Raw genomic sequence first — 19,721 nt, forward strand, 5'->3', positions numbered from 1 at the left:
ATTGGTGAATGAATGAAAGGACTAGACGTAGCCCAGCTGGTGCGCAAGCACGTTGATCACCGTGCCCGCCGCAATGCAGATTCCGTAGGGCAGCTTCCCGACGGACTGCTCCGCCGGAACGTGCCCGCTGGGACGAATTCCCACGATGCTGGAGACCGCCATGCCCTGTGCCACAGCCTTGACATTGGCCAGCATGTGCCCGAGGCGGCGCCGATGGATCGCGAAGGCCAGGGCCACCACGCCGCCGACGATGAAGGTGCAGAGCACTGCCATCAGCGTCTGCTGGGGCCCGAGGAAGGCACCTGCCATCGCCATCAGCTTGACGTCGCCGGCACCCATGATCCCGATCACATAGAACGTCAGCATTGCGCCGAAGCCGACGGCCAGTCCGCCGAATGCGCTCAATGCGCCCACGGTGGGCGTGCGGGCTGCAAGTGTTCCGGCGATGAGCGCGAAGAGCGCGCCACCGAAGGTCAGCCAGTTGGGAATGCGGTAGAAGCGCCAGTCGCTGACGGCGGCCACGCCGAGCAGCGCGAAGAGCGCGAGCATGCGAATGTCGGAAACCAGCATTCCCAGCAGTTCGAGAACGGCGATGAATTCCTGCATGGTGGGCTCCGCGGGTTCAGGCGCTGCGCCGGATGGCGAGCCACAGGAGCAGGCACACGACCACCACGAGCGCACCGATCAGCGCGAACTCCATGAATGACATGCCTGCGTCTTCGCGCAGCAGGTTCATGAAGAGTCTCGGCGGCAGTGCGAGCGTTTGCATGTGTGTTCCCCGGTTGTCGTTGCCGGCCTGAACCGCCTGTTTGCCCGGTATGGGCAGAAGCGTTCGGCCTGGGGATGACTTTAGGAATCACGCCGCCTTCGCACATGAGCGAAGCGCCCCTTTGCGGGGGAGCCAAGCGCCCTGCCCGCGCGGGGTCGGGGCCATGACAAAGCGCCTATGCGCAGCGCATCGAACCGCGCCGCGGGTTGTGGGCTACGGGATGTTTCGCGCCACGACCCCGAGATCCCGCCAGATGTCGGGGTGGCAGCTGAAGATAAGGATCTGGTGCCGCGCCGCCGCGTCGTACAGCACCCGCTTCATCTGCCGCAGACGCTCTTCGTCGGTGTTGACCAGGGCATCGTCGAGGATGAGCAGGGTCGGCTTGCTCGCTTCCTTCAGCAGGTCCGCATAGGCCAGCCGGGCGACGACGCCCATCTGCTCCCGTGCGCCCACGCTGAGTTCCGCGAAGTCCCCGCTCTGGGCGCCGCGCAGGCCCTGCCGCGTGATGCGGCCCGGCGAGAGGTCGTCGCCGACCTCGACCTGTGCACCGGGAAAAAGAATCTGCAGGTAGTGGTCGAGGTGCTTCTGCAGCGGCGCGCGCAGGCGCCGCGCCAGGGCCGAGCGCTTCTCGCGCAACAGCTTCAGCAGGTGGTCCAGCGCCTTCGCACGGCGTTCGAGTTCGGTGCAGCGCCGCGCGGCATGCTCGAGTTCGCGCTGCTTCTCCGACGCTGCTTCTTCCTGGCCCAGCGCGCCCCTGGTTTCCAGTTCGACCTCGAGCCGGGTGATCTCGTTGGCCCGCTGGCTGTGCGTGGCTTCGGCTTGCCTTGCGCTGCGCTCCAGCCGTTCCACGTCCTGCGCGAGCACGGGCAGGTTGACGGTCTGCAACTGCTGTGCGAGTTCGGCGACCTTGTACTGCAGGGCCGATTGCTGTGCCCGCGCATCCGTCAGGGCTGCGCCGGCCTCCGCCTTGCGGGAGGCGCGCATCGGGTCGTCCAGCGTGGCTTTCACCGCCGCGAGTTCATCCCCAGCCGCCCTGACCTGCTCCCGCGCATTGCCGGCAGCGATCTTGGCGTCGTTGAGCGCTGCGGATGCGGCCTCCAGCGCGGCACGCGCGACGCTCTCTTCCGACTCCGCCTGCGCACTCGACGGCACCGCCGCGCCGGCCGCAGGTGCCGGCGGCATGTTCTGCAGAACCTGCCGCGCTTGCGCGAGCCGGGCTTCGCGCATGGCGATGTCGGCAGCGAGCGCGCTCAATCCCTTGGGGGCGAGCGCAGCCAGCACGGCCTCTGCCGCGCCGGCTTCGCCCTTGCGCAGCGCTTGCAGCCGCACGCGCTCCTCCACGGCCGCCACGCTCTCGGCGCGCAGGCTTTGGAGCAGCGCGGCAATTTCGTCGCGCGCACGGTCCCGCTCGATGGCGAGGCTCTCCAGGTCGGCCCCGCCCGGCAGCACCGTGATGCGGCCGATGCCTTCGATCTCGATGTCGGTCCGCGCGATGACGGTCTGGCGCTTCGAGCCGGAAAGCTCGATGCCGGCGACCCGCACCCTCGCCGCGGGCTGCAGTTCGAACTCCAGGGCCGTTGCGACCGCATCGAGCCTGGCCTGTGCGGTGCGAAGCGCATCGGCGCAACGCTGAAGCTGCTTGAGCTCGCCTTCGGGCACCGCGAGCGCCTGGGCTTCGGCCTGCAGGCGCGAGACCTTGTCCTGCTCGCTCCTTGCCTTCTCGTGGCTCTGTACGAGCGCTGCAAGCTGCTCGGCCAGGCTTTCGACGGCTCTCTCCTGCGCAATGCGCGAAGCTGCCTGCCGCGCCGCGCGCAGGTTTTCACGTGCGGCGGCATCGGCCTGCGCCGCTGCCGCGTGGCGAGGCTCCCACGCCTGCAGTTCGCCCAACGCCTTGGCCAGGCCCTCGTGAACCGCCTGCAGGTTCCTTTGCCGCAGGACGACCGTGGCTTCCTCGCGCTCCATCGCCTGCAGCTGGGTCCGCCAGGAATTCACCTGGGCGGCGACCTGCTTGAGCACGGCGTCCTGCGCGTTCTTCCGGTCGTTCAACCCCTTGGCTTCGTCCAGCCGCTGCTGTGCAACGACGAGCTGCTCGCGCAATGCCGCCCAGGGCCGCGCGGCTTCGTCGCGCTGGTGGTCGCGGCGCAGGCCGGACAGGCGGTCCACGCCGGACCGATAGGCCTCGATGTCGGCGTGCAGCCGTTCGAGTTCGGCCTCGAGATCCGTGCGCAGCCTGATGGCATCGGCGAAGGCGCCACGCGGCGTTCCGGCCGAGGGGGTGAGCAGTTCGTTGCGTTCGCCTTCCACCGCCTTCAGCACCGCATCGCCATGGCTGGAAGCCAGTTCGCCCAGCGATTCGCCGAGCGCGTTGCGCAGGTGGTCGCTGGCGAAGCCCACGGCGCCGGCAATGTCGTGCGAGGTGCCCTGCTTGATCCACAGCAGCCCCGGAATGCCCATGTGCTCCGGCGTGCTGGCGCCCTTGCCCGGAAAGCGAAAGCCCAGCAGCGCCGCCAGGTGGTCTTCCGCCACAGCGCCGTCCATGGCCTTGCCGTCGATGACGAGCTCGCAGCGTTTCTTGCCGAGGAAGGCCTTGGTGAGCCGGCACGGCTTGCCGTCGAGTTCGAAGTCGAGCTCGACCGTGGGCGTCACCGAACTTTCTCCCCACGGCCGCAGGTGCTCGACCGCGCTCGAGCGATGCCGCTCGAAGAAGGCGGCGCGAATGGCCTCGGCGACGGTGGACTTGCCCGACTCGTTGGGCGCCGCGAAAAGGTTCAGCCCGTCCGTGAAGCCGTCGATTTCCAGTGGCGCGCGGAACAGCTTGAAGTTCTCGATGCGAAGTCGCTGCAGCTTCATGCGCCGGCTCCGGTGCGCGCAGAACCTTGCAGGTCGAGGATGCGGGCCAGCGTGAGCAGTGCATCGCGCGCCAGTTCCGCATCGGCATCGCCCTGCTGCGCGCGCAGTTCCTGCAAGGCCTCGCCGACGAAGCCGTCGGCATGCAGCGCCTGGATGTCTTCTTCCGTCGGCTCCAGCCGCAGAGCCTCGCCGTCCCACACCAGCGCACGCGCGCGGGCACGGGCAGCATCGAGCGCGGCGCCCAGCCTGTTGTGGCCGCCGAGGTCGCAGGCGCCTTGCGCGCGCAGCTGCAGCACGTCGCCGCTGCCGACGCGCTCCAGCTTCTCCACCAGTTCGTCGATGTCGGAAGGCACCGCGAGCCGAGGCTCCAGTTGCTGCCAGGCGAACTGGCCGGTGCGAATCGGCTCCACCGCCGGCACGGCGCCGGCCTCCGCGATGGTCACGAGCAGCGCCTGCCCCGAATCGTTGGCCCTGAAGCGGTCGGTCTCGGGCGTGCCCGCATACCAGGTGCGCTCGTCGATCTGCCGGGTGCCGTGCCAGTCGCCGAGCGCGAGATAGTCGAGCCGGGCCTGCGCGGCGCGCCCTGCCGCGATGGGATTGGCCGAGTCGATGTCCTCCGACAGGATGCCCTGCACGCAGCCGTGCGCCAGCCCGATGCGCGGCAGCCCTTCCTCGCCCTGCGCGGTGGCAAACCAGTCGGTGAGGTCGCCGTAGGTGTGGCGCTGCGTGAGCGGCGCCGGCAGCAGCGTGAACTTGCCGGCCACCGTGCGAGCCGTGGGCTCCAGGCAGCAGACGACGTTCGGCGCGATGGCGCCCAGCCGCTGCGCGCGGCTCCAGACCGATTCGCTCAGCGCGGAATCGTGGTTGCCCGGAATCAGTAGCCAGGGGCCGGCAAAGCCCTGCATGGCGTTGAACATCCGGCGGACGGTCTTGTCGGACACGGTCTGCAGGTCGAACACGTCGCCCGCGACCAGCACGGCGTCGACCTGGCGTTCGGCGGCGATGCCGGCCAGCAGCTCGACCACCTTGAAGCGCGCCTCGAACAGCGCCGCGGCGTCGTCGGGTTCGAACTGCGAGAACACGCGGCCGATCTGCCAGTCCGCGGTGTGAAGCAAAGAAATCATGCGCGGCCCTCCCTTGCCTCTCGCGTCTTCAGGTCATCTAAAAAACAGCGAGCATCTTAGAGGGCCGGGGACGCGTCGAGCTTCGCCCGGCCCTGGGGGCAGGCGGGCGGCTAGGGCCGGGAGTCGATCCCCGACGCGCACTCTTCCAGCAGCGCGGCCGATTGAGTGACCTGTTCGGCGATCCGGGCACGCAACAGCGGCCAGTCGAGACTGAAGGGGGCAAGCAGGAACCATTGCGTGGTCAGCGCCAGCGCGGTGCCAAGAATGAGGAACATCCACTGCAAGAGTTCCATTGCCGCTCCAGTTCAGAGTGAGGGCGAGAGTCTGCGCATTCCACCGGCGGCGCGATATCACCAATTCGGGGGATGCCTTTCGCCAGAGGGCCGCCCCGCCGCGGTCACCTCGCAGGCAGGTACTGCCGCGGATCGACCGCGTTGCCGCGGTGGCGGATCTCGAAGTGGAGCTTGGCGCGCCCGCCGTCGGCGCCGCCGATCTCGGCGATCTTCTGGCCCTTTTGCACCTGCTGGCCCTGCTTCACCAGCATCGAGCGCACATTGGTATAGACCGACATGTAGGAGCCGCCGTGATCGACCATGAGCACGCTGCCGTAGCCGCGCAGCGTTTCGGTCACGGCCACCTTGCCCGCGCCGATGGACATCACCGGCTCGCCGAGGCTGCCGCCGATGTCGATGCCCTTGTTGCTGCTGCCGTTGAAGCCCGCGATCACCTGGCCCTGCGCGGGCCAGGTCCAGTCGCTTCGCCGCGATGCGGGTGGTGCGGCCGGTTCCGGCTCCGGCACCGCGACCCGGGGCGGCCTCGAACGCTCCGGGCGCTCGGCGCCTGCGCTCCTTGCAGCGGGCGGCTCCGACGATGCGCCGCCCGGCGGAACCACGCGCAGCACCTGCCCCGCCTCGAGCCGATCGGGGTCCTGCAGGTTGTTCCAGCGCGCAACTTCGCCCGGCGAACGCCGCGCCTTTGACGCAATGCGATAGAGCGTGTCGCCCGGCTGGACGACGTACTCGCCCGGTCCCGCCACCGGCGCCTTGGGTGAGGTGGAGCACGCTGCCACCATCAATGCCGCGGTCAGCGCAATGCCCGCGCGCCAGTTCCTTCCTGTCACAACCACTAGCGGATTCCTTCCTTGATGACCTGAATCTCGCGCTCCCCGGTGCTCCGGGGACCGCGTTCGAAGAATCCTGGAAGGCTACCAGCAGCCGCGGGGTGTTCAACCCGCCTCCGGTTCTTCTCCTGCCGTGCGCCTTGCAATGCACATCAACGACAGCGCGCTCGCTGGGGAAGCCGGGTCGCGGCCGGACAGCACATGGCCCATGCGGTATTTCCATTGGGCCCGCCCGAGCTCGCCGGCGAGCGCCTCGGCGCCTATCCGGTGGTTGTGCGGATGCACGCGGACATCGAAGCCCAGCGGCTGCAGCGTGGATTCGAAGAACTCCTTCGTCACGCCGTCGCCGGGCCGGTGATGCACCTCGGTCTTCAGCCCCCACGACTGCTGGCTGCCGGTCTTGTGGAAACCGCGCCCTGTCATGCGGTAGACCCACAGCCGCGCGTCCCACAACAGCCTGGCCAGACCCTTGTAGTCCCATGCCGTCAGCTGGGGATCGTGATCGGTGATCAGGATGCCGTCAGGCTTCACCAGGCGGGCGCCTTCCCGCAGCACCGCTGTCATGTCGTCGCAGTGGTGCAGGGTGGCATTGATGGCCACGATGTCCGCCACGTGCGAGCGGAACGGCGTATGCGCCGCATCCGCCAGCACCGTGGTGTAGCCGAGGCCCGCAGCCAGCTTCAGCGAGCCCGGGGCCACGTCCACGCCGATGAGCAGCCGGGGCTTTCCGCCCAGCGTGGCGAAGACATTGCCAGGCCCGCAACCCAGGTCGATGACGACCTTGTCCGTCCATTCGCCCCCGGCGGCGAGCCAGCGGCTGCGGAAGTGGGCATCGCGGTGACAGAAGTCCAGATATTCCTGCGCCCAGGCCGCATTGCCGAAATATGTGGCATTGGCGGTCAATGCGTCTGAATTGTTCGGGAGAATTGATTTCCAATAGTGTTCGCAAGGCGTCAGGGCAGCATCTGGCAATAGGATTTCGTAAAGCATTTTCGACCTTGGAAAGAATTGATTCGCGCGGAAGCGGGCGCTTCTTTCAGTCTTTTCATATCCAAGGTTTTGTACAGTTATTTTTTATCCGGTTACAGACGGGGTGAATTGATAACAGCCGCCGCCGGGAGGATGTTTCATTTTTCGACAGCAAAGACGCCCCGTTTTTCGCATGACTACAGAGAGCGGACGCGAGACCAACGCGCTCACGCCAGGCCGCCCCATGCAAGGCGCTTTGCTCCGGAAATTCGGCATTTCTCCCCAGGAGTACCCCGCTTCAGCCCCGCCTTTTGGCCTTCGAAAGTGCCTCGCGCACAGGCTTGCGCCCCCTAAATCCCGCATCAGTTACCTCAAACTGGATGATTCGGGTAGTACGTTTTAGAAATAACCATATCCGTTTGTAACCTAACCATAAAGTACCCACATCGGCCGGTAGAAAGCTCCTAGTATGAAGTCACGAAAAGAACACAACAAATGCTCCCTCATTAATTGGGCAAATGGAAATTCCATTTGCCCAATTGCTTCCATTGTATTGCTTCCGGGATATTCAAATGGAAATTCGAAGTATTTCGCAGCCACAGGAAAGCTCTCCGGGTCTCGCCCTGGAAGACCTGTTCGTGCCGCGATGCAAGCCGGAAGGACCGGCCGGAGGCTGCACCGGTTCGCTGGCGCTCGAGCCCGGCTTTGCCCGGCGCTGGAGCCAATGGCTCGCCGCCACCGGCCAGCTGCCGGATGCCCTCTTCGCGGGCGCATGGCTGCTGCTGCAGTCGCGCTGGCTCGGAAGCCTCTGGCCCGTGCTGCACGAGGCGGGCGTTGCCCCGGCGCGCTGCACGACCACCGTCGCGTTCGACGCCACCAAGGCCGCGGGTACCTGGCTGGCTGAACTGGATCTCGCCCGCCGCGCAGCGTCGCAATCACCGCAGCCCATTGCGCCGCCGGACTCGCTCTGGCTGCGCGAAGAGGTCCACGCCGACGCTCCCGTGCGGCTGCGCTTCGACGCCGCTTCGGCATTGCTTCATATAGATGCAGCCGCGGGCTCGATGGACGCCGCCGCAATCGAACAGTTGCTCGCTGCCCTTGCCGACACCGCCCAGGACCTGCTGGAGCATCCCGATGTTGCCCTCGACGACATTCGCACGCTGCCGAGCACCGACCGCGCCGATCAGCTCGCAGCCTGGAACACCGCCCTCGCCCCGGTGGACCCTGTCACCACGGTAACCGGCGTGTTCAGCCGCCAGGCCGCGGCCGCCCCCGATGCCATTGCCATCGCACAAGGCGATGCGCAAATGAGCTATGGCGAACTCGACCGGCGATCCGACGCACTCGCGCGGCGCCTCCAGTGCCTGGGCGTTCGCAGCGGCGACAGCGTAGGCCTGCTGCTCGACCGCTCGATGGCCGCCATCGTGGCCCAGCTCGGCATCCTCAAGGCTGGCGGCGCCTACGTGCCGGTGCCCACCGATTTCCCGCCCGAGCGGATCGCCTACATGCTCGGCGAGGCGCGTGCGCACCACGTGCTCACCATGCAGGCGCACCACCACCTGGTCCCCCCCCACCACGGCGTTTTGCTGCTCGACGAGTACGAAGATAAGACAAATCGAAGTGCATGGAACCCACCGGCGATCGACGCCGAATCGGTGGCCTACGTCATGTACACCTCGGGCTCGACGGGCACGCCCAAGGGCATCGAGATCTGCCACCGGTCGATCCTGCGGCTGGTGGTGGGCGTGGACTACGTCGCGCTCGCTCCGGGCCGTGCCATGCTGCACGCGGCGCCGCTGGGCTTCGACGCGGCCACGCTCGAAATATGGGGTCCGCTGCTCAACGGCGGCTGCTGCGTGGTCCACGAAGAGCGCGTGCCCACCGGAGCCGGCCTCGCGCGCACCATCGCGCGCCACGACGTGCACACGGCATGGCTCACCGCCGCGCTGTTCAACGCCGTGATCGACGACGACCCAGCCCATCTCTCGGGCCTGCGGCACCTGTTCACCGGCGGCGAAGCGCTGTCGGTGCCGCACGTGCGGCGCGCGCTGGCGGCCCTGCCCGGCCTCACGCTGAGCAACGGCTACGGCCCCACCGAGTGCACGACCTTCGCGGCCACGCACCGCATCGCGTCGCCGCTGCCGGAAGACCTGCGTTCGATTCCGCTCGGGCGTCCCATCAAGGACACCGTGCTGCGCGTGCTGAGTCCCTCGATGGCACTGTTGCCGACGGGCTTCGTGGGAGAACTGTGCATCGGCGGCCACGGCCTGGCCCGCGGCTACCTGCGGCAGCCCGCGCTCAATGCCGAACGCTTCGTGCCCGACCCCTTCGGCGGTACGGACGAGCGGCTCTACCGCACCGGCGACCTCGCGCGCTGGCTGCCCGACGGCACCGTGGAGTTCATCGGACGCCGCGACGGCCAGGTGAAGATCCACGGCCACCGCATCGAGACCGGCGAGGTCGAAGCCGCGATCCTCGCCCACCCGGACATCCAGTCCTGCGCCGTGGTCGCGCGGCCCGACGAGAGCGGCCAGCTACGCCTTGTGGCCTATCTCGTCGCGCGCTCGCAGAAGGTTTCGTGGGACGCCCTGCGTGCGCACCTCGCGGCCCGCCTGCCCGCGGCGTTGATTCCCGCCGCCCAGGTATGGCTCGCGCAGTTGCCCGTCACGCCGAACGGCAAGCTCGACCGCAGGGCGCTGCCCGAGCCGGCCGGCGAACGCCCCGAACTCGCCCAGCCCTTCGAGGAAGCGCGCGACACCGTCGAACAGCAGGTGTGCGAGGCCTTCGCCCGCGCACTGCACATCTCGAAGGTCGGGCGCAACGACAACTTCTTCGACCTCGGCGGCGATTCGCTGCTGGTGCTGCAGGTGCTCGCCGACCTGCAGCGCGGCACCGGCCTGCCGTTGTCGACCAACCTTTTCTTCCGCAATCCCACGCCAAAAGCGATAGGTGCGCGGATGCAGCAGGCGGGTGATCTGCCCGCCTCGGCCGCTGTGGTCGTCTCGGAGGATCGACCGACCACAGCGGCCACCCTTGCAGCGCGGCCGGACGCCGGCATTCACGACGCCATCGCCCTGGTTGCCACCGCCGGACGCTTTCCCGGCGCGGCCGACGTCGAGCAGTTCTGGGACAACCTCGTTGCCGGGCGCGACACCATCAGCTTCTTCGACGACGCCACGCTCGACGCCGGCGTGAGCGAGGCCCTGCGCAGCGACCCGTCCTACGTTCGCGCACGCGGTGTGATCGACGGCATCGAGGACTTCGACGCTGCCTTCTTCGGCATCAGTCCGAAGGAAGCGCAGCTGATGGACCCGCAGCAGCGCGTGTTCCTCGAGATCTGCTGGGAATGCCTGGAGCGCGCCGGCTACGTGCCCGATGCCGCGCCGGGCCCGGTCGGCGTGTATGCCGGCATGTACAACGCGACCTACTTCCAGCGCCACGTGAGCACCCGGCCCGACCTCGTGGAGCCGGTCGGCGAATTCCAGGTGATGCTGGCCAACGAGAAGGACTACATCACCACGCGGGTGGCGAACCGGCTCAACCTCACCGGCCCGGCCGTCAGCGTGCATACCGCCTGCTCGACCTCGCTCGTGGCCGTAGCCCACGCCTTCCATGCGCTGCGCACGGGCCAGTGCTATATGGCGCTCGCTGGCGGCGCATCGGTCAACTGCCCGCCGCGCAGCGGCTATCTCTACAACGAGGGCTCGATGCTCTCGCCCGACGGCCGCACGCGCAGCTTCGACGCACAGGCCCGTGGCACGGTCTTCAGCGACGGCGCGGCCGTGGTGCTGCTCAAGCGGCTGGCCGACGCGCAGGCCGATGGCGACACCATCTACGCCGTGCTGCGCAGCGCCTGCGTGAACAACGACGGCGGCTCCAAGGCCAGCTTCACGGCGCCCAGCGTCGACGGGCAGGCGGCGGTGATCCGCGCTGCGCTCGCGGCGGCCGACGTCGATGCACGCAGCATCTCTTACGTGGAGGCTCACGGCACCGCCACGCCGATGGGCGACCCAATCGAGGTCGAGGCGCTGGCCTGTGCCTATGCCGAGCACACCGACGCGCTCGGCTACTGCACGCTCGGCTCGCTCAAGAGCAACGTCGGCCACATGGTCACGGCGGCCGGCGCGGCCGGTCTCATCAAGACGGCACTTGCGCTGCACCACGAACAGATTCCGCCGACCGTGCATTTCAGCGCGCCGAACCCGGCGATCGACTTCGCGCGCACACCCTTCCACGTCACGGCGAGCCTGCAGCCGTGGCCGCGCGCCGACCAGCCGCGCCGCGCAGGCGTCAGTTCCTTCGGCGTCGGCGGCACCAACGCGCACGTGATCGTCGAAGAAGCGCCACCGCGGCAGGCTTCGCCGGCGGCGGCGGGCGACCACGTGCTGCCGCTGTCGGCGCGCTCCGAGGCCGCGCTCGACACAGCCACCGAGCAGCTCGCGGCGCACCTCGAGGCGCACCCCGAACTGCCGCTGGCCGACGTGGCCCACACCCTCGCGGTCGGCCGCAAGGCCCACACCTTCCGCCGCGCGGTGGTGGCCAGCGGAACGGCCGAAGCCATCGCGGCCCTGCGCAGCGCCGACTCGCCCAGCCGCGCCAGCGGCCGCACCGCCTCGCGTGCACCGCAGCTCGTGCTGATGTTCCCCGGGCAGGGCGCGCAGTACGCAGGCATGGGCAAGAACCTCCGCGCGAACGACCCGGTGTTCGCCGCCGCGTTCGACGACTGCATGGCCGCTTTCGACGGGGCGACCGATTTCGACCTGCGCGAGCGCATGTTCTCCGGCGACGCGCAGTCGCTGGTGCCCACGGCCGTCACGCAGCCCGCGATCTTCACGCTCGAATACGCACTCGCGCGGCGGCTGCTGGCGCTGGGCGCGCGGCCGCATGCGCTGATCGGCCACAGCGTCGGCGAATTCGTCGCAGCCGTGCTCGCGGGCGTGATGCGGCTCGAAGACGCCGCCCGGCTCGTGGCCCGCCGCGGTGCGCTCATGCAGGCCCAGCCAGCGGGCGCGATGCTGTCGGTGCGCCTGGGCGCGGCCGAACTGGCCGGCCGGCTCGGCCCGCAGCTGTCGCTCGCCGCCGAGAACGGCCCGGCGGCCTGCGTCGCCGCCGGCCCCTTCGATGCCATCGCGGCGCTGCAGGCGGCGCTGGAAGCGGATGGCATTCCGGCCCGTCCGCTGCAGACCTCGCATGCCTTCCACTCCGCCATGATGGACGCGGCCGTCGAGCCCTTCAAGGCACTGGTCGGCAAGGTGGCGCTGCGTGCGCCGCAGACGCCGATCTACTCGACGCTGACCGGCCAACCGCTCGAAGACACCGAAGCCACCAGCCCGGCCTACTGGGCCCGGCACCTGCGCGAAACCGTGCGCTTCTCGCCAGCCGTACGCTGCGCGATGGCGCAGACGGCAAACCCGCTGTTCGTGGAAGCCGGCCCGCGCAACATGCTTTCCACGCTGGTGCGCCAGCACGGCGCGGGCAGCGTCGTGCCGCTGCTGCACGGCGAGCCGGCCGAAGAGGCTCGCACCCTGCGGCTGGCGTTGGGCCGCCTGTGGACCTGCGGCGCCGAGGTCGAGCTGTCGCGCCTCGCTGCACGCAACGGCGCCCAGCGCGTGTGCCTGCCCACCACGCCGTTCGAGCGCAAGCGCTTCTGGGTCGACATCGCCGCACCCACCCTTCTCCCCCTTTCCACCGCGGCCGCGTCCATCAGCGCCGCCGTCGCGGCCCCTGCCTCTTTCATTCCATCCATTCCCCTGGAGCCGATCGTGACCGCAGCAGCAACGCCCTCGCCTCTTCCCCCTCCCGCCTCGTCCATGGACGCACGCCTGCGCACCCTGTTCGAGGACATCTCCGGCCTCGACATGGCACAGGCGGAGGGACACGCGCCCTTCGGCGAGCTGGGCCTGGATTCGCTCACGCTGACCCAGGCGGCCACGCAGATCAAGAAGCACTTCAAGGTCAACCTCAGCTTCCGCCAGCTGATGGAGAAATACCGCTGCTTCGACTCGCTCTCGGCCTTCCTGCGCGAGAGCCTGCCGCCTGAGGCAGCGCCTGCGCCGGCCGTTGCACCCGCCGTCGTGGCAGCGCCGGTGGAAAGTGCCGTCGCCGTGCCGCAGGCCGCGCCGCGCCAGCCGATGCCCGTGTACATGCCGATGCAAGGGGGTGCCGCGGGCGACGCGCAGTTGTCCCAGCTGATTGCGCAGCAGATGGAACTGATGCGCCAGCAGCTCGCACTGCTGTCGGGTGCGGCGCCGGCCGCGCCGCTGATGACGCTGCAGGCCGTGTCGGTCCAGCCGGTGGCTGCAGTTCCGTCCGAGGAGCCCGCGCAGAAGGAGCCGGTGCGCTACGACGTGTCCAAGGCCTTCGGCGCCATCGCGCGCATCCACACCCAGCGCATGGCCGAACCCAGCGGCCGCCAGAAGGCACGCCTCGCCGCCTTCATCCGGCGCTATGTCGAGCGCACGCGCAAGAGCAAGGACTTCACCGACGCCAACCGCCCCCACATGGCCGACCCGCGCGTGGTCAACGGCTTCCGCCCGATCACGAAGGAGATCACCTACCAGATCGTCATCGAGCGCTCCAAGGGTTCGAAGATGTGGGATCTCGACGGCAACGAATACGTCGACGCGCTCAACGGCTTCGGCATGAACATGTTCGGCTGGCAGCCCGACTTCGTGCAGGAGGCCGTGCGAAGGCAGCTCGACCAGGGCTACGAGATCGGCCCGCAGCACCCGCTGGCGGCCGAGGTCACTGCGCTCATCTGCGAGCTCACGGGCAGCGACCGCGCCGGCCTGTGCAACACCGGCTCCGAAGCCGTGATGGCCGCGCTGCGCATCGCGCGCACCGTCACCGGCCGCAGCACGGTGGTGGTGTTCACCGGCTCCTACCACGGCACCTTCGACGAGGTGCTGGTGCGCGCCGGCAAGGGCGGCAAGGGCCTGTCGGCAGCGCCGGGCGTGATGAGCGGCATGTTCGGCGACATCCGCGTGCTCGACTACGGCACGCCCGAGGCGCTGGCGTTCATCCGCGAGAACGCCGACGACCTGGCCGCCGTGCTGGCCGAGCCGGTGCAGAGCCGCCGCCCCGACTTCCAGCCGCGCGAGTTCCTGCACGAGGTGCGCGACATCACCGCGAAGAGCGGCTGCTGCCTGATCTTCGACGAGGTCATCACCGGTTTTCGCACCGCGCTGGGCGGCGCCCAGGAACTGTTCGGCGTGCGCGCCGACCTTGCCACCTACGGCAAGGTGATCGGCGGGGGCTTCCCGGTCGGTGTGATCGCCGGCAAGCGCGAGTTCATGGACGCGCTCGACGGTGGCGCCTGGCAGTACGGCGACGACTCGATCCCCGGCGTGGGCGTGACCTACTTCGCCGGCACCTTCGTGCGCCATCCGCTCGCGCTCGCCGCGGCCAAGGCCTCGCTCACCCACCTGAAGGAAGCCGGGCCCGCGCTGCAGGCCGGCCTCAATGGCAGCACCGCCGCCATGGCCGCCGAGCTCTCGGGCTGGTGCAGGGAAGTCGGCGCGCCTGTCGAGATCCGCCACTTCGCGTCGCTGTGGCGCGTGAGCTGGCTCGAGGACCACCCGCTGCAGGACCTGTTGTTCGCAATGATGCGCAGCCGCGGCGTGCACATCCTGGACAACTTCCCGTGCTTCCTCACGAGCGCGCACAGCGCCGAGGACATCGCATTCATCCAGAGCGCATTCAAGGAATCGGTCGCCGAGATGCAGGAATCCGGGTTCCTGCCGCGCCGCGCCGTGGCCATCGCCGGCTTCGACGCGCACAAGCCGACCGAGGAAGGCTCGGTGCTGGCCCGCGACATCGACGGCCAGCCCTTCTGGTACGTGCCCGGCGCGCCCACCCCCAGCCAGCACATCTTCAATGGAAAGGCCGCAGCATGAACGCCGTTTTCAAGCCCACCGTCAGCGACGGTGCCATCGAATGCATCATTCCCACGACGGAATCGCAACGCGAAGTCTGGCTCGGCGCAACCCTGAGCACCGAGGCCTCGATGGCCTACAACGAATCGGTCCTGCTGCGCCTGCGCGGCGCGCTGGACGAGGAGGCCCTGGCGCGTGCCATGGACCGGCTGCTCGAACGCCACCAGGCCTTGCGCGCCACGATCTCGCCGGACGGCACATGCATGCTGGTCAGCCATCCGGGTGAGAACGTCCTGACCCGGCAAGACCTGAGCGGGCTCGAGCCTGAAGCCCGTGCGCAGGCACTGCGTTCGGCCCATGGCCAAGCGGTGTGCACGCCCTTTTCGCTCGAACATGGCCCGCTGTTCCGCGCCGTGCTGTACCGCCTCGGCAATGCCGAGCACGAACTCGTGATGTCGGCGCACCACGTGGTCTGCGACGGCTGGTCCTGGGGCGTCATCACCGAGCAGCTGGGCCACCTGTATGCCGAGCAGAGCGGCACCGGGCTGAAGCTCAAGGCGGCACCGCTCTTCTCCGACTTCGCCGCCGAGGAAGCTGCCGCGGCCGCGCATCCCGACATGCAGGCGCACGTGGACTACTGGCTCGGGCGCTTCCCCGGCAACACGCAGCCGGTGCTCGACCTGCCGCTGGACCGCCCGCGCCCGGCCGCACGCACCTTCAATTCGCGCCGCACCGAGCGCCTGCTCGACAAGCGCCTCGTCGGCACCCTGCGCGTGACGAGCACCAAGGCCGGCGCCAGCCTGTTCACCGGACTGCTCAGCGGCTTCGTCGCGACGCTGCACCGCCTCACGGGCCAGGAGGACATCGTCGTGGGCGTGCCGGCGTCGGGCCAGCTCGCGCATGACGTGCCCGGACTGGTCGGCCATTGCGTGAACCTGCTGCCGCTGCGCATCGCCACGCACGCCGGCATGCGCTTCGACGCGCTGATGGACGAATGCAACACCGCCGTGCTCGACGCCTTCGACCACCAGGCGCTCACCTATGGCGCGCTGCTGGGCCAGTTGTCGCTCGAGCGCGACCCGAGCCGGCTGCCGCTGGTGAGCGTGGCGTTCAACGTCGACCCCGACGTGGCGAGCAGCGCCGAGGCGTTCACGAGCCTCGACGTGGCACAGGACACCATCCCCCGCCGCTACGAGAACTTCGAACTGTTCCTGAACCTGCGCCCGCTCGATGGTGGCCTGATGGTGGAGGCGCAGTACAACACCGACCTGTTCGATGACGTCAGCGTACAGCGCTGGCTGGACATGTTCGAGTGCGTGCTGCAGTCGGGCTCGCACAAGCCGGACGAGACGGTCGGCCGGCTCGAAGTGCTGTCCGTCGACGCCGCGCGTTCGCTGATCGCGCTGCAGCCCGCCCGCGTTCCGCTGGTCGGCATGCCGCTGGCGCATGCCGGCTTTGTCGCGCGCGTGCCTCGGCAGCCCGATCGCCCGGCGGTGCGCGACGGTGCGCGAAGCTGCAGTTACGGCGAACTCGATGCGCTGTCGAACCGCATGGCGCGTGCATTGCACGCGCGCGGCGTGGGCCGCGGCCAGCGCGTGGGGCTGTGCCTGGAGCGAAGCATGGAAATGGTCGTGGCGATGCTGGGCATCCTGAAGGCGGGCGCGTCCTACGTGCCGCTCGATCCGGCTTTTCCGCAGGCGCGGCTCGACCACTACGCCAGCGACGCACGGCTCAGCCTGATGCTGACCTCGTCGGACGTCGCCGTGGCGCCGCGCCACTGGTGCGCCGACGCGGGCCAGCGGATCTTCGAGATCGACCGCGACACCTCATGGCGGCAGCTTGCCGGCGAGACCCTGCCGCCGAGCACGGACGACCCGGGGCCCGAAGACGCCTGCTATGTGATCTACACCTCCGGCTCGACCGGCTTGCCCAAGGGCGTCATCGTCCATCATCGGGGCGTGGCGCACCTGCTGCAGTGGATGCAGCGCGAATCGGACGTCGGCCCGGCCGACCGGATCGCCGCCGTCACCACCCTGTCGTTCGACATGGCCATACCCGACCTGCTGCTGCCGCTGGCGGCTGGCGCCGAACTCGTGATGGTGCAGCGCGAGGTCGCGATGGACGGCAATCGCCTGGGACAGGCGCTCGACCAGGAGCAGATCACGCTCCTGCAGGCCACGCCCGGCATGTGGCAGCTCCTGCTCGATGCCCAGTGGGCCGGCGGCGCCCCCGGCTTTCGCGGCTGGACCGGTGGCGAGGCGCTGCGTCCGAGCATGGCGCTGGCGCTGTGCGAACGCATGGAGGGCCTGTGGAACGGCTATGGACCGACCGAGACCACGGTGTACTCCACGGCCTGGCACGTTCGCCCCGAAGAGGTCGCGTCGCGCGGCGTGTCGATCGGCCGGCCGGTCGACAACACCGAGATCTGGATCCTCGATGCCGAACTGCAGCCCTGCCCCATCGGCGTGCCGGGCGAGATCTGCATCGCCGGCGAAGGTGTCTCCCTGGGCTACCTCGATCGTCCAGAGCTGACCGCCGAGCGCTTCGTCACGGTGCGCATCTTCGGCACCGCGAAGAGGGTGTACCGCTCGGGCGACCGCGGCCGCTGGCGCAACGACGGGCTGCTCGATCACCTCGGCCGGCTCGACTTCCAGGTCAAGGTGCGCGGCTACCGCATCGAGCCCGGCGAGATCGAGGTGCGCTGCTGCGAGGTTGCGGGCGTCTCCCGCAGCGTGGTCGTTGCGCGCGAGGACAACCCCGGCGACGTGCGCCTGGTGGCCTACCTTGCCCTGGTGCCGGACGCCGGCTTCGACCTCGATGCGCTGATGGTGCACCTGCGCAAGCACCTGCCGGCCTTCATGCTGCCGCAGCACGTGGTGACGCTCGATGCCCTGCCCACGCTGCCGAACGGCAAGGTCGACCGCGTCTCGCTGCCGCCGCCGCAGGCGGCCGCGCGCGAGGAGGTGCGGCGCGGCGCCGGCCCGTGCAACGACCACGAGCGCAAGGTGCTTGCGATCATGGAGAAGGTGCTGAGCCTGCCGGGCCTCGACATGGACGACAACTTCTTCACCGTGGGCGGCCATTCGCTGCTGGCCGCGCGGCTCACCACGCTGTTGAGCCGCGAGTTCCAGGTCACGCTGCCGCTGCGCTCGCTGTTCGAGTCGCCCACTGCCGGGAAGCTGGCCGCGGCGATCCAGGGCCTGCAGGGCGCGGGCGTCGGGCTGCAGGCTCCCATTGCATGCCGCCCGGAGCGCCGCAGCGCGCCGCTGACGCTTTCGCAGGAGCGCATCCGCTTCATGGAGCAGTTGCACCCGGGCCGCTCGGTCTACAACGCGCCTTCGGCGCAGCGGCTGATCGGGCAGCTCGATGCAGCGCGCTTCGAAGGCGTGCTGCGCGAAGTGATCCGGCGCCAACCCTCGCTGCGCACCCGCATGGACATCGACCAGCAAAGCGGCAAGCCGGTGCAGCTGATCGCGGAGTCCGTGGAATTCGCCCTGCCGCTGGTCGACCTGCGCGGCCTGCCGGCCGACCAGCGCGAGGCCGAGCTGGCCGAGCGCATGCAGGAGCTGGCGGACCGGCCGATCGACATCCACAGCGCGCCGATGATGCACGCGACCCTGTTCCAGGTCGACGACAACGAGCACGTCTTCATGTTCGTGCCGCACCACCTGATCTGGGACGGCTGGTCCTTCGACCTGATGCAGCGCGAACTGGCCGCGCTCTACGACGCCGCCGAGCGCGGCCGTCCGCACAACCTGCCCGCACTCGCCACCACCCACGGGGACTATGCCGAGTGGCTGGAGAAGTGGATGACCGAGCCCGCCTGCGAGGAACAGCTCGCGTTCTGGCGCGGCCGGCTCGAAGGCGCGAAGGCCGTGCGGCCGCCCGTGACCGACATGCCGCGCCGCGCGGGCAAGAGCGGCCAGGGCGGCGCGCACTGGATCAGCATCGACCTGCAAAGCACACAACGGCTGCGCGAGATCGCGCGCGACATGGACGTGACGCTCAGCATGCTGACCTTCGGCGTCTACGCGCTGACCATGGCCCAGGTGACCGGCAACGACGCCATCGTCATCGCCAACCCGGTGCGCGGTCGCCAGCAGGCCGAGACGGAAGACGTCATGGGCTACTTCAACAACGTGCTGCCGGTCTCGCTCGCGGTGGACATGGCGCTGCCGCTGCCCAGCTTCATGCACTACGTGAAGCAGGAGCTGCTGTCGATGATGAACAACCAGCAAGTGCCGTTCGAGCGCCTGATGGCCGAGCCGGGCTATGCGGGGCAGATCAAGACCTCGGGTCCCTACCAGTCGATGTTCTCGTTCCAGGACGCGCGCGAACGCTCGCGCTCCATCGGCAGCCTGCAGACCCGCCAGATGCACGTGATGCAGCATGGCGCCACCGACGACATCGGCGTGTGGCTGATGGACAAGCCGCACGGCCTGGAAGGCGCGCTGATCTACAACGCCGACGTGTACCTGCGCGAGACCGGCGCCCAGATGCGCGAGCGCTACCTCGAGGTGCTGCGCCGCGTCGCGGACCACCCGGGCGCCACGCTCGCGGAGATCGCCAGCACCGAAGGCTCGGCCAGCGCGCTCTACCTGCGCAAGCTGGCCACCGGCGACACGGACAAGGGCGCGCCGGCCGGCGCCGGCCACGGCGACGAGCGCAAGGCCAGGCAAGGCCTGCTCAGCCCCGAGCACGCGCAGCTCGCCCAGATCTGGGCCGGCGTGATCGGCATCGACGTGAGCGAGATCCGCGCCAGCGACAACTTCTTCGACCTCGGCGGCGACTCGCTGCTGGTGCTGCGCGCCGTGCAGCAGGCGGCACAGACGCTGGGGCACCGCGTGGAGCCGCGGCGCTATCTGTTCGAAAACCTCGGGCAGATCGCCTCGTCGGCGCAGGCCGCGCCGCAGGGCGTGCCGTCCGACCTCGCGGAACTGGCCGCCGACACGGCCGCACACGCGCAGCGCGGCGGCCTTTTGGGCGCCCTCGGCAGCTGGCTGCGCAAGGGGTGA

9 protein-coding genes are annotated in these 19,721 nt (G+C 69.1%); 2 read left to right on the top strand and 7 right to left on the bottom strand.

The window, feature by feature from the left end; translation table 11 throughout:
• Window positions 1-21: 21 nt before the first annotated feature.
• From ACEN9N_RS10000 to ACEN9N_RS10030, 7 genes are all read right to left on the bottom strand, one after another.
• Window positions 22-606 carry an A24 family peptidase gene (locus tag ACEN9N_RS10000; protein WP_413311844.1) on the bottom strand — a complete coding sequence of 195 codons (585 nt, stop codon included), beginning with the start codon at window positions 604-606 and terminating at the stop codon, window positions 22-24.
• A 16-nt stretch (window positions 607-622) separates the two neighbouring features.
• Complete coding sequence (locus ACEN9N_RS10005; protein ID WP_200955468.1) at window positions 623-769, bottom strand: hypothetical protein; 147 nt, start codon at window positions 767-769, stop codon at window positions 623-625.
• Window positions 770-982: 213 nt separating this feature from the next.
• The gene (locus ACEN9N_RS10010; protein WP_495655989.1) at window positions 983-3,619 is read right to left on the bottom strand and encodes an AAA family ATPase; all 2,637 of its coding nucleotides are present in this window, start codon (window positions 3,617-3,619) and stop codon (window positions 983-985) included.
• Entirely contained in the window at window positions 3,616-4,743 is a 1,128-nt protein-coding gene (locus ACEN9N_RS10015; RefSeq protein WP_495655990.1) for a metallophosphoesterase family protein, read from the bottom strand. The genes ACEN9N_RS10010 and ACEN9N_RS10015 overlap by 4 nt, the downstream gene beginning before the upstream one ends.
• Before the next feature lie 110 nt (window positions 4,744-4,853).
• Window positions 4,854-5,036 (bottom strand): hypothetical protein, encoded by a 183-nt coding sequence (locus tag ACEN9N_RS10020; RefSeq protein WP_413311839.1) that lies wholly within the window; start codon window positions 5,034-5,036, stop codon window positions 4,854-4,856.
• A 104-nt stretch (window positions 5,037-5,140) separates the two neighbouring features.
• Window positions 5,141-5,869: a peptidoglycan DD-metalloendopeptidase family protein gene (locus ACEN9N_RS10025; protein ID WP_495655991.1), complete on the bottom strand. Its 729-nt coding sequence runs from the start codon at window positions 5,867-5,869 to the stop codon at window positions 5,141-5,143.
• Between the two features lie 99 nt (window positions 5,870-5,968).
• Entirely contained in the window at window positions 5,969-6,766 is a 798-nt protein-coding gene (locus ACEN9N_RS10030) for a class I SAM-dependent methyltransferase (protein WP_413311836.1), read from the bottom strand.
• 638 nt (window positions 6,767-7,404) lie between these two features.
• Here ACEN9N_RS10030 and ACEN9N_RS10035 point away from each other — a divergent pair.
• Together ACEN9N_RS10035 and ACEN9N_RS10040 are read left to right on the top strand one after the other, a co-directional pair.
• Window positions 7,405-14,727 carry an amino acid adenylation domain-containing protein gene (locus tag ACEN9N_RS10035; protein ID WP_495655992.1) on the top strand — a complete coding sequence of 2,441 codons (7,323 nt, stop codon included), beginning with the start codon at window positions 7,405-7,407 and terminating at the stop codon, window positions 14,725-14,727.
• The gene (locus ACEN9N_RS10040) at window positions 14,724-19,721 is read left to right on the top strand and encodes a non-ribosomal peptide synthetase (protein ID WP_413311833.1); all 4,998 of its coding nucleotides are present in this window, start codon (window positions 14,724-14,726) and stop codon (window positions 19,719-19,721) included. The genes ACEN9N_RS10035 and ACEN9N_RS10040 overlap by 4 nt, the downstream gene beginning before the upstream one ends.

The sequence above is a fragment of the Variovorax sp. Varisp46 genome (genome assembly GCF_059491885.1).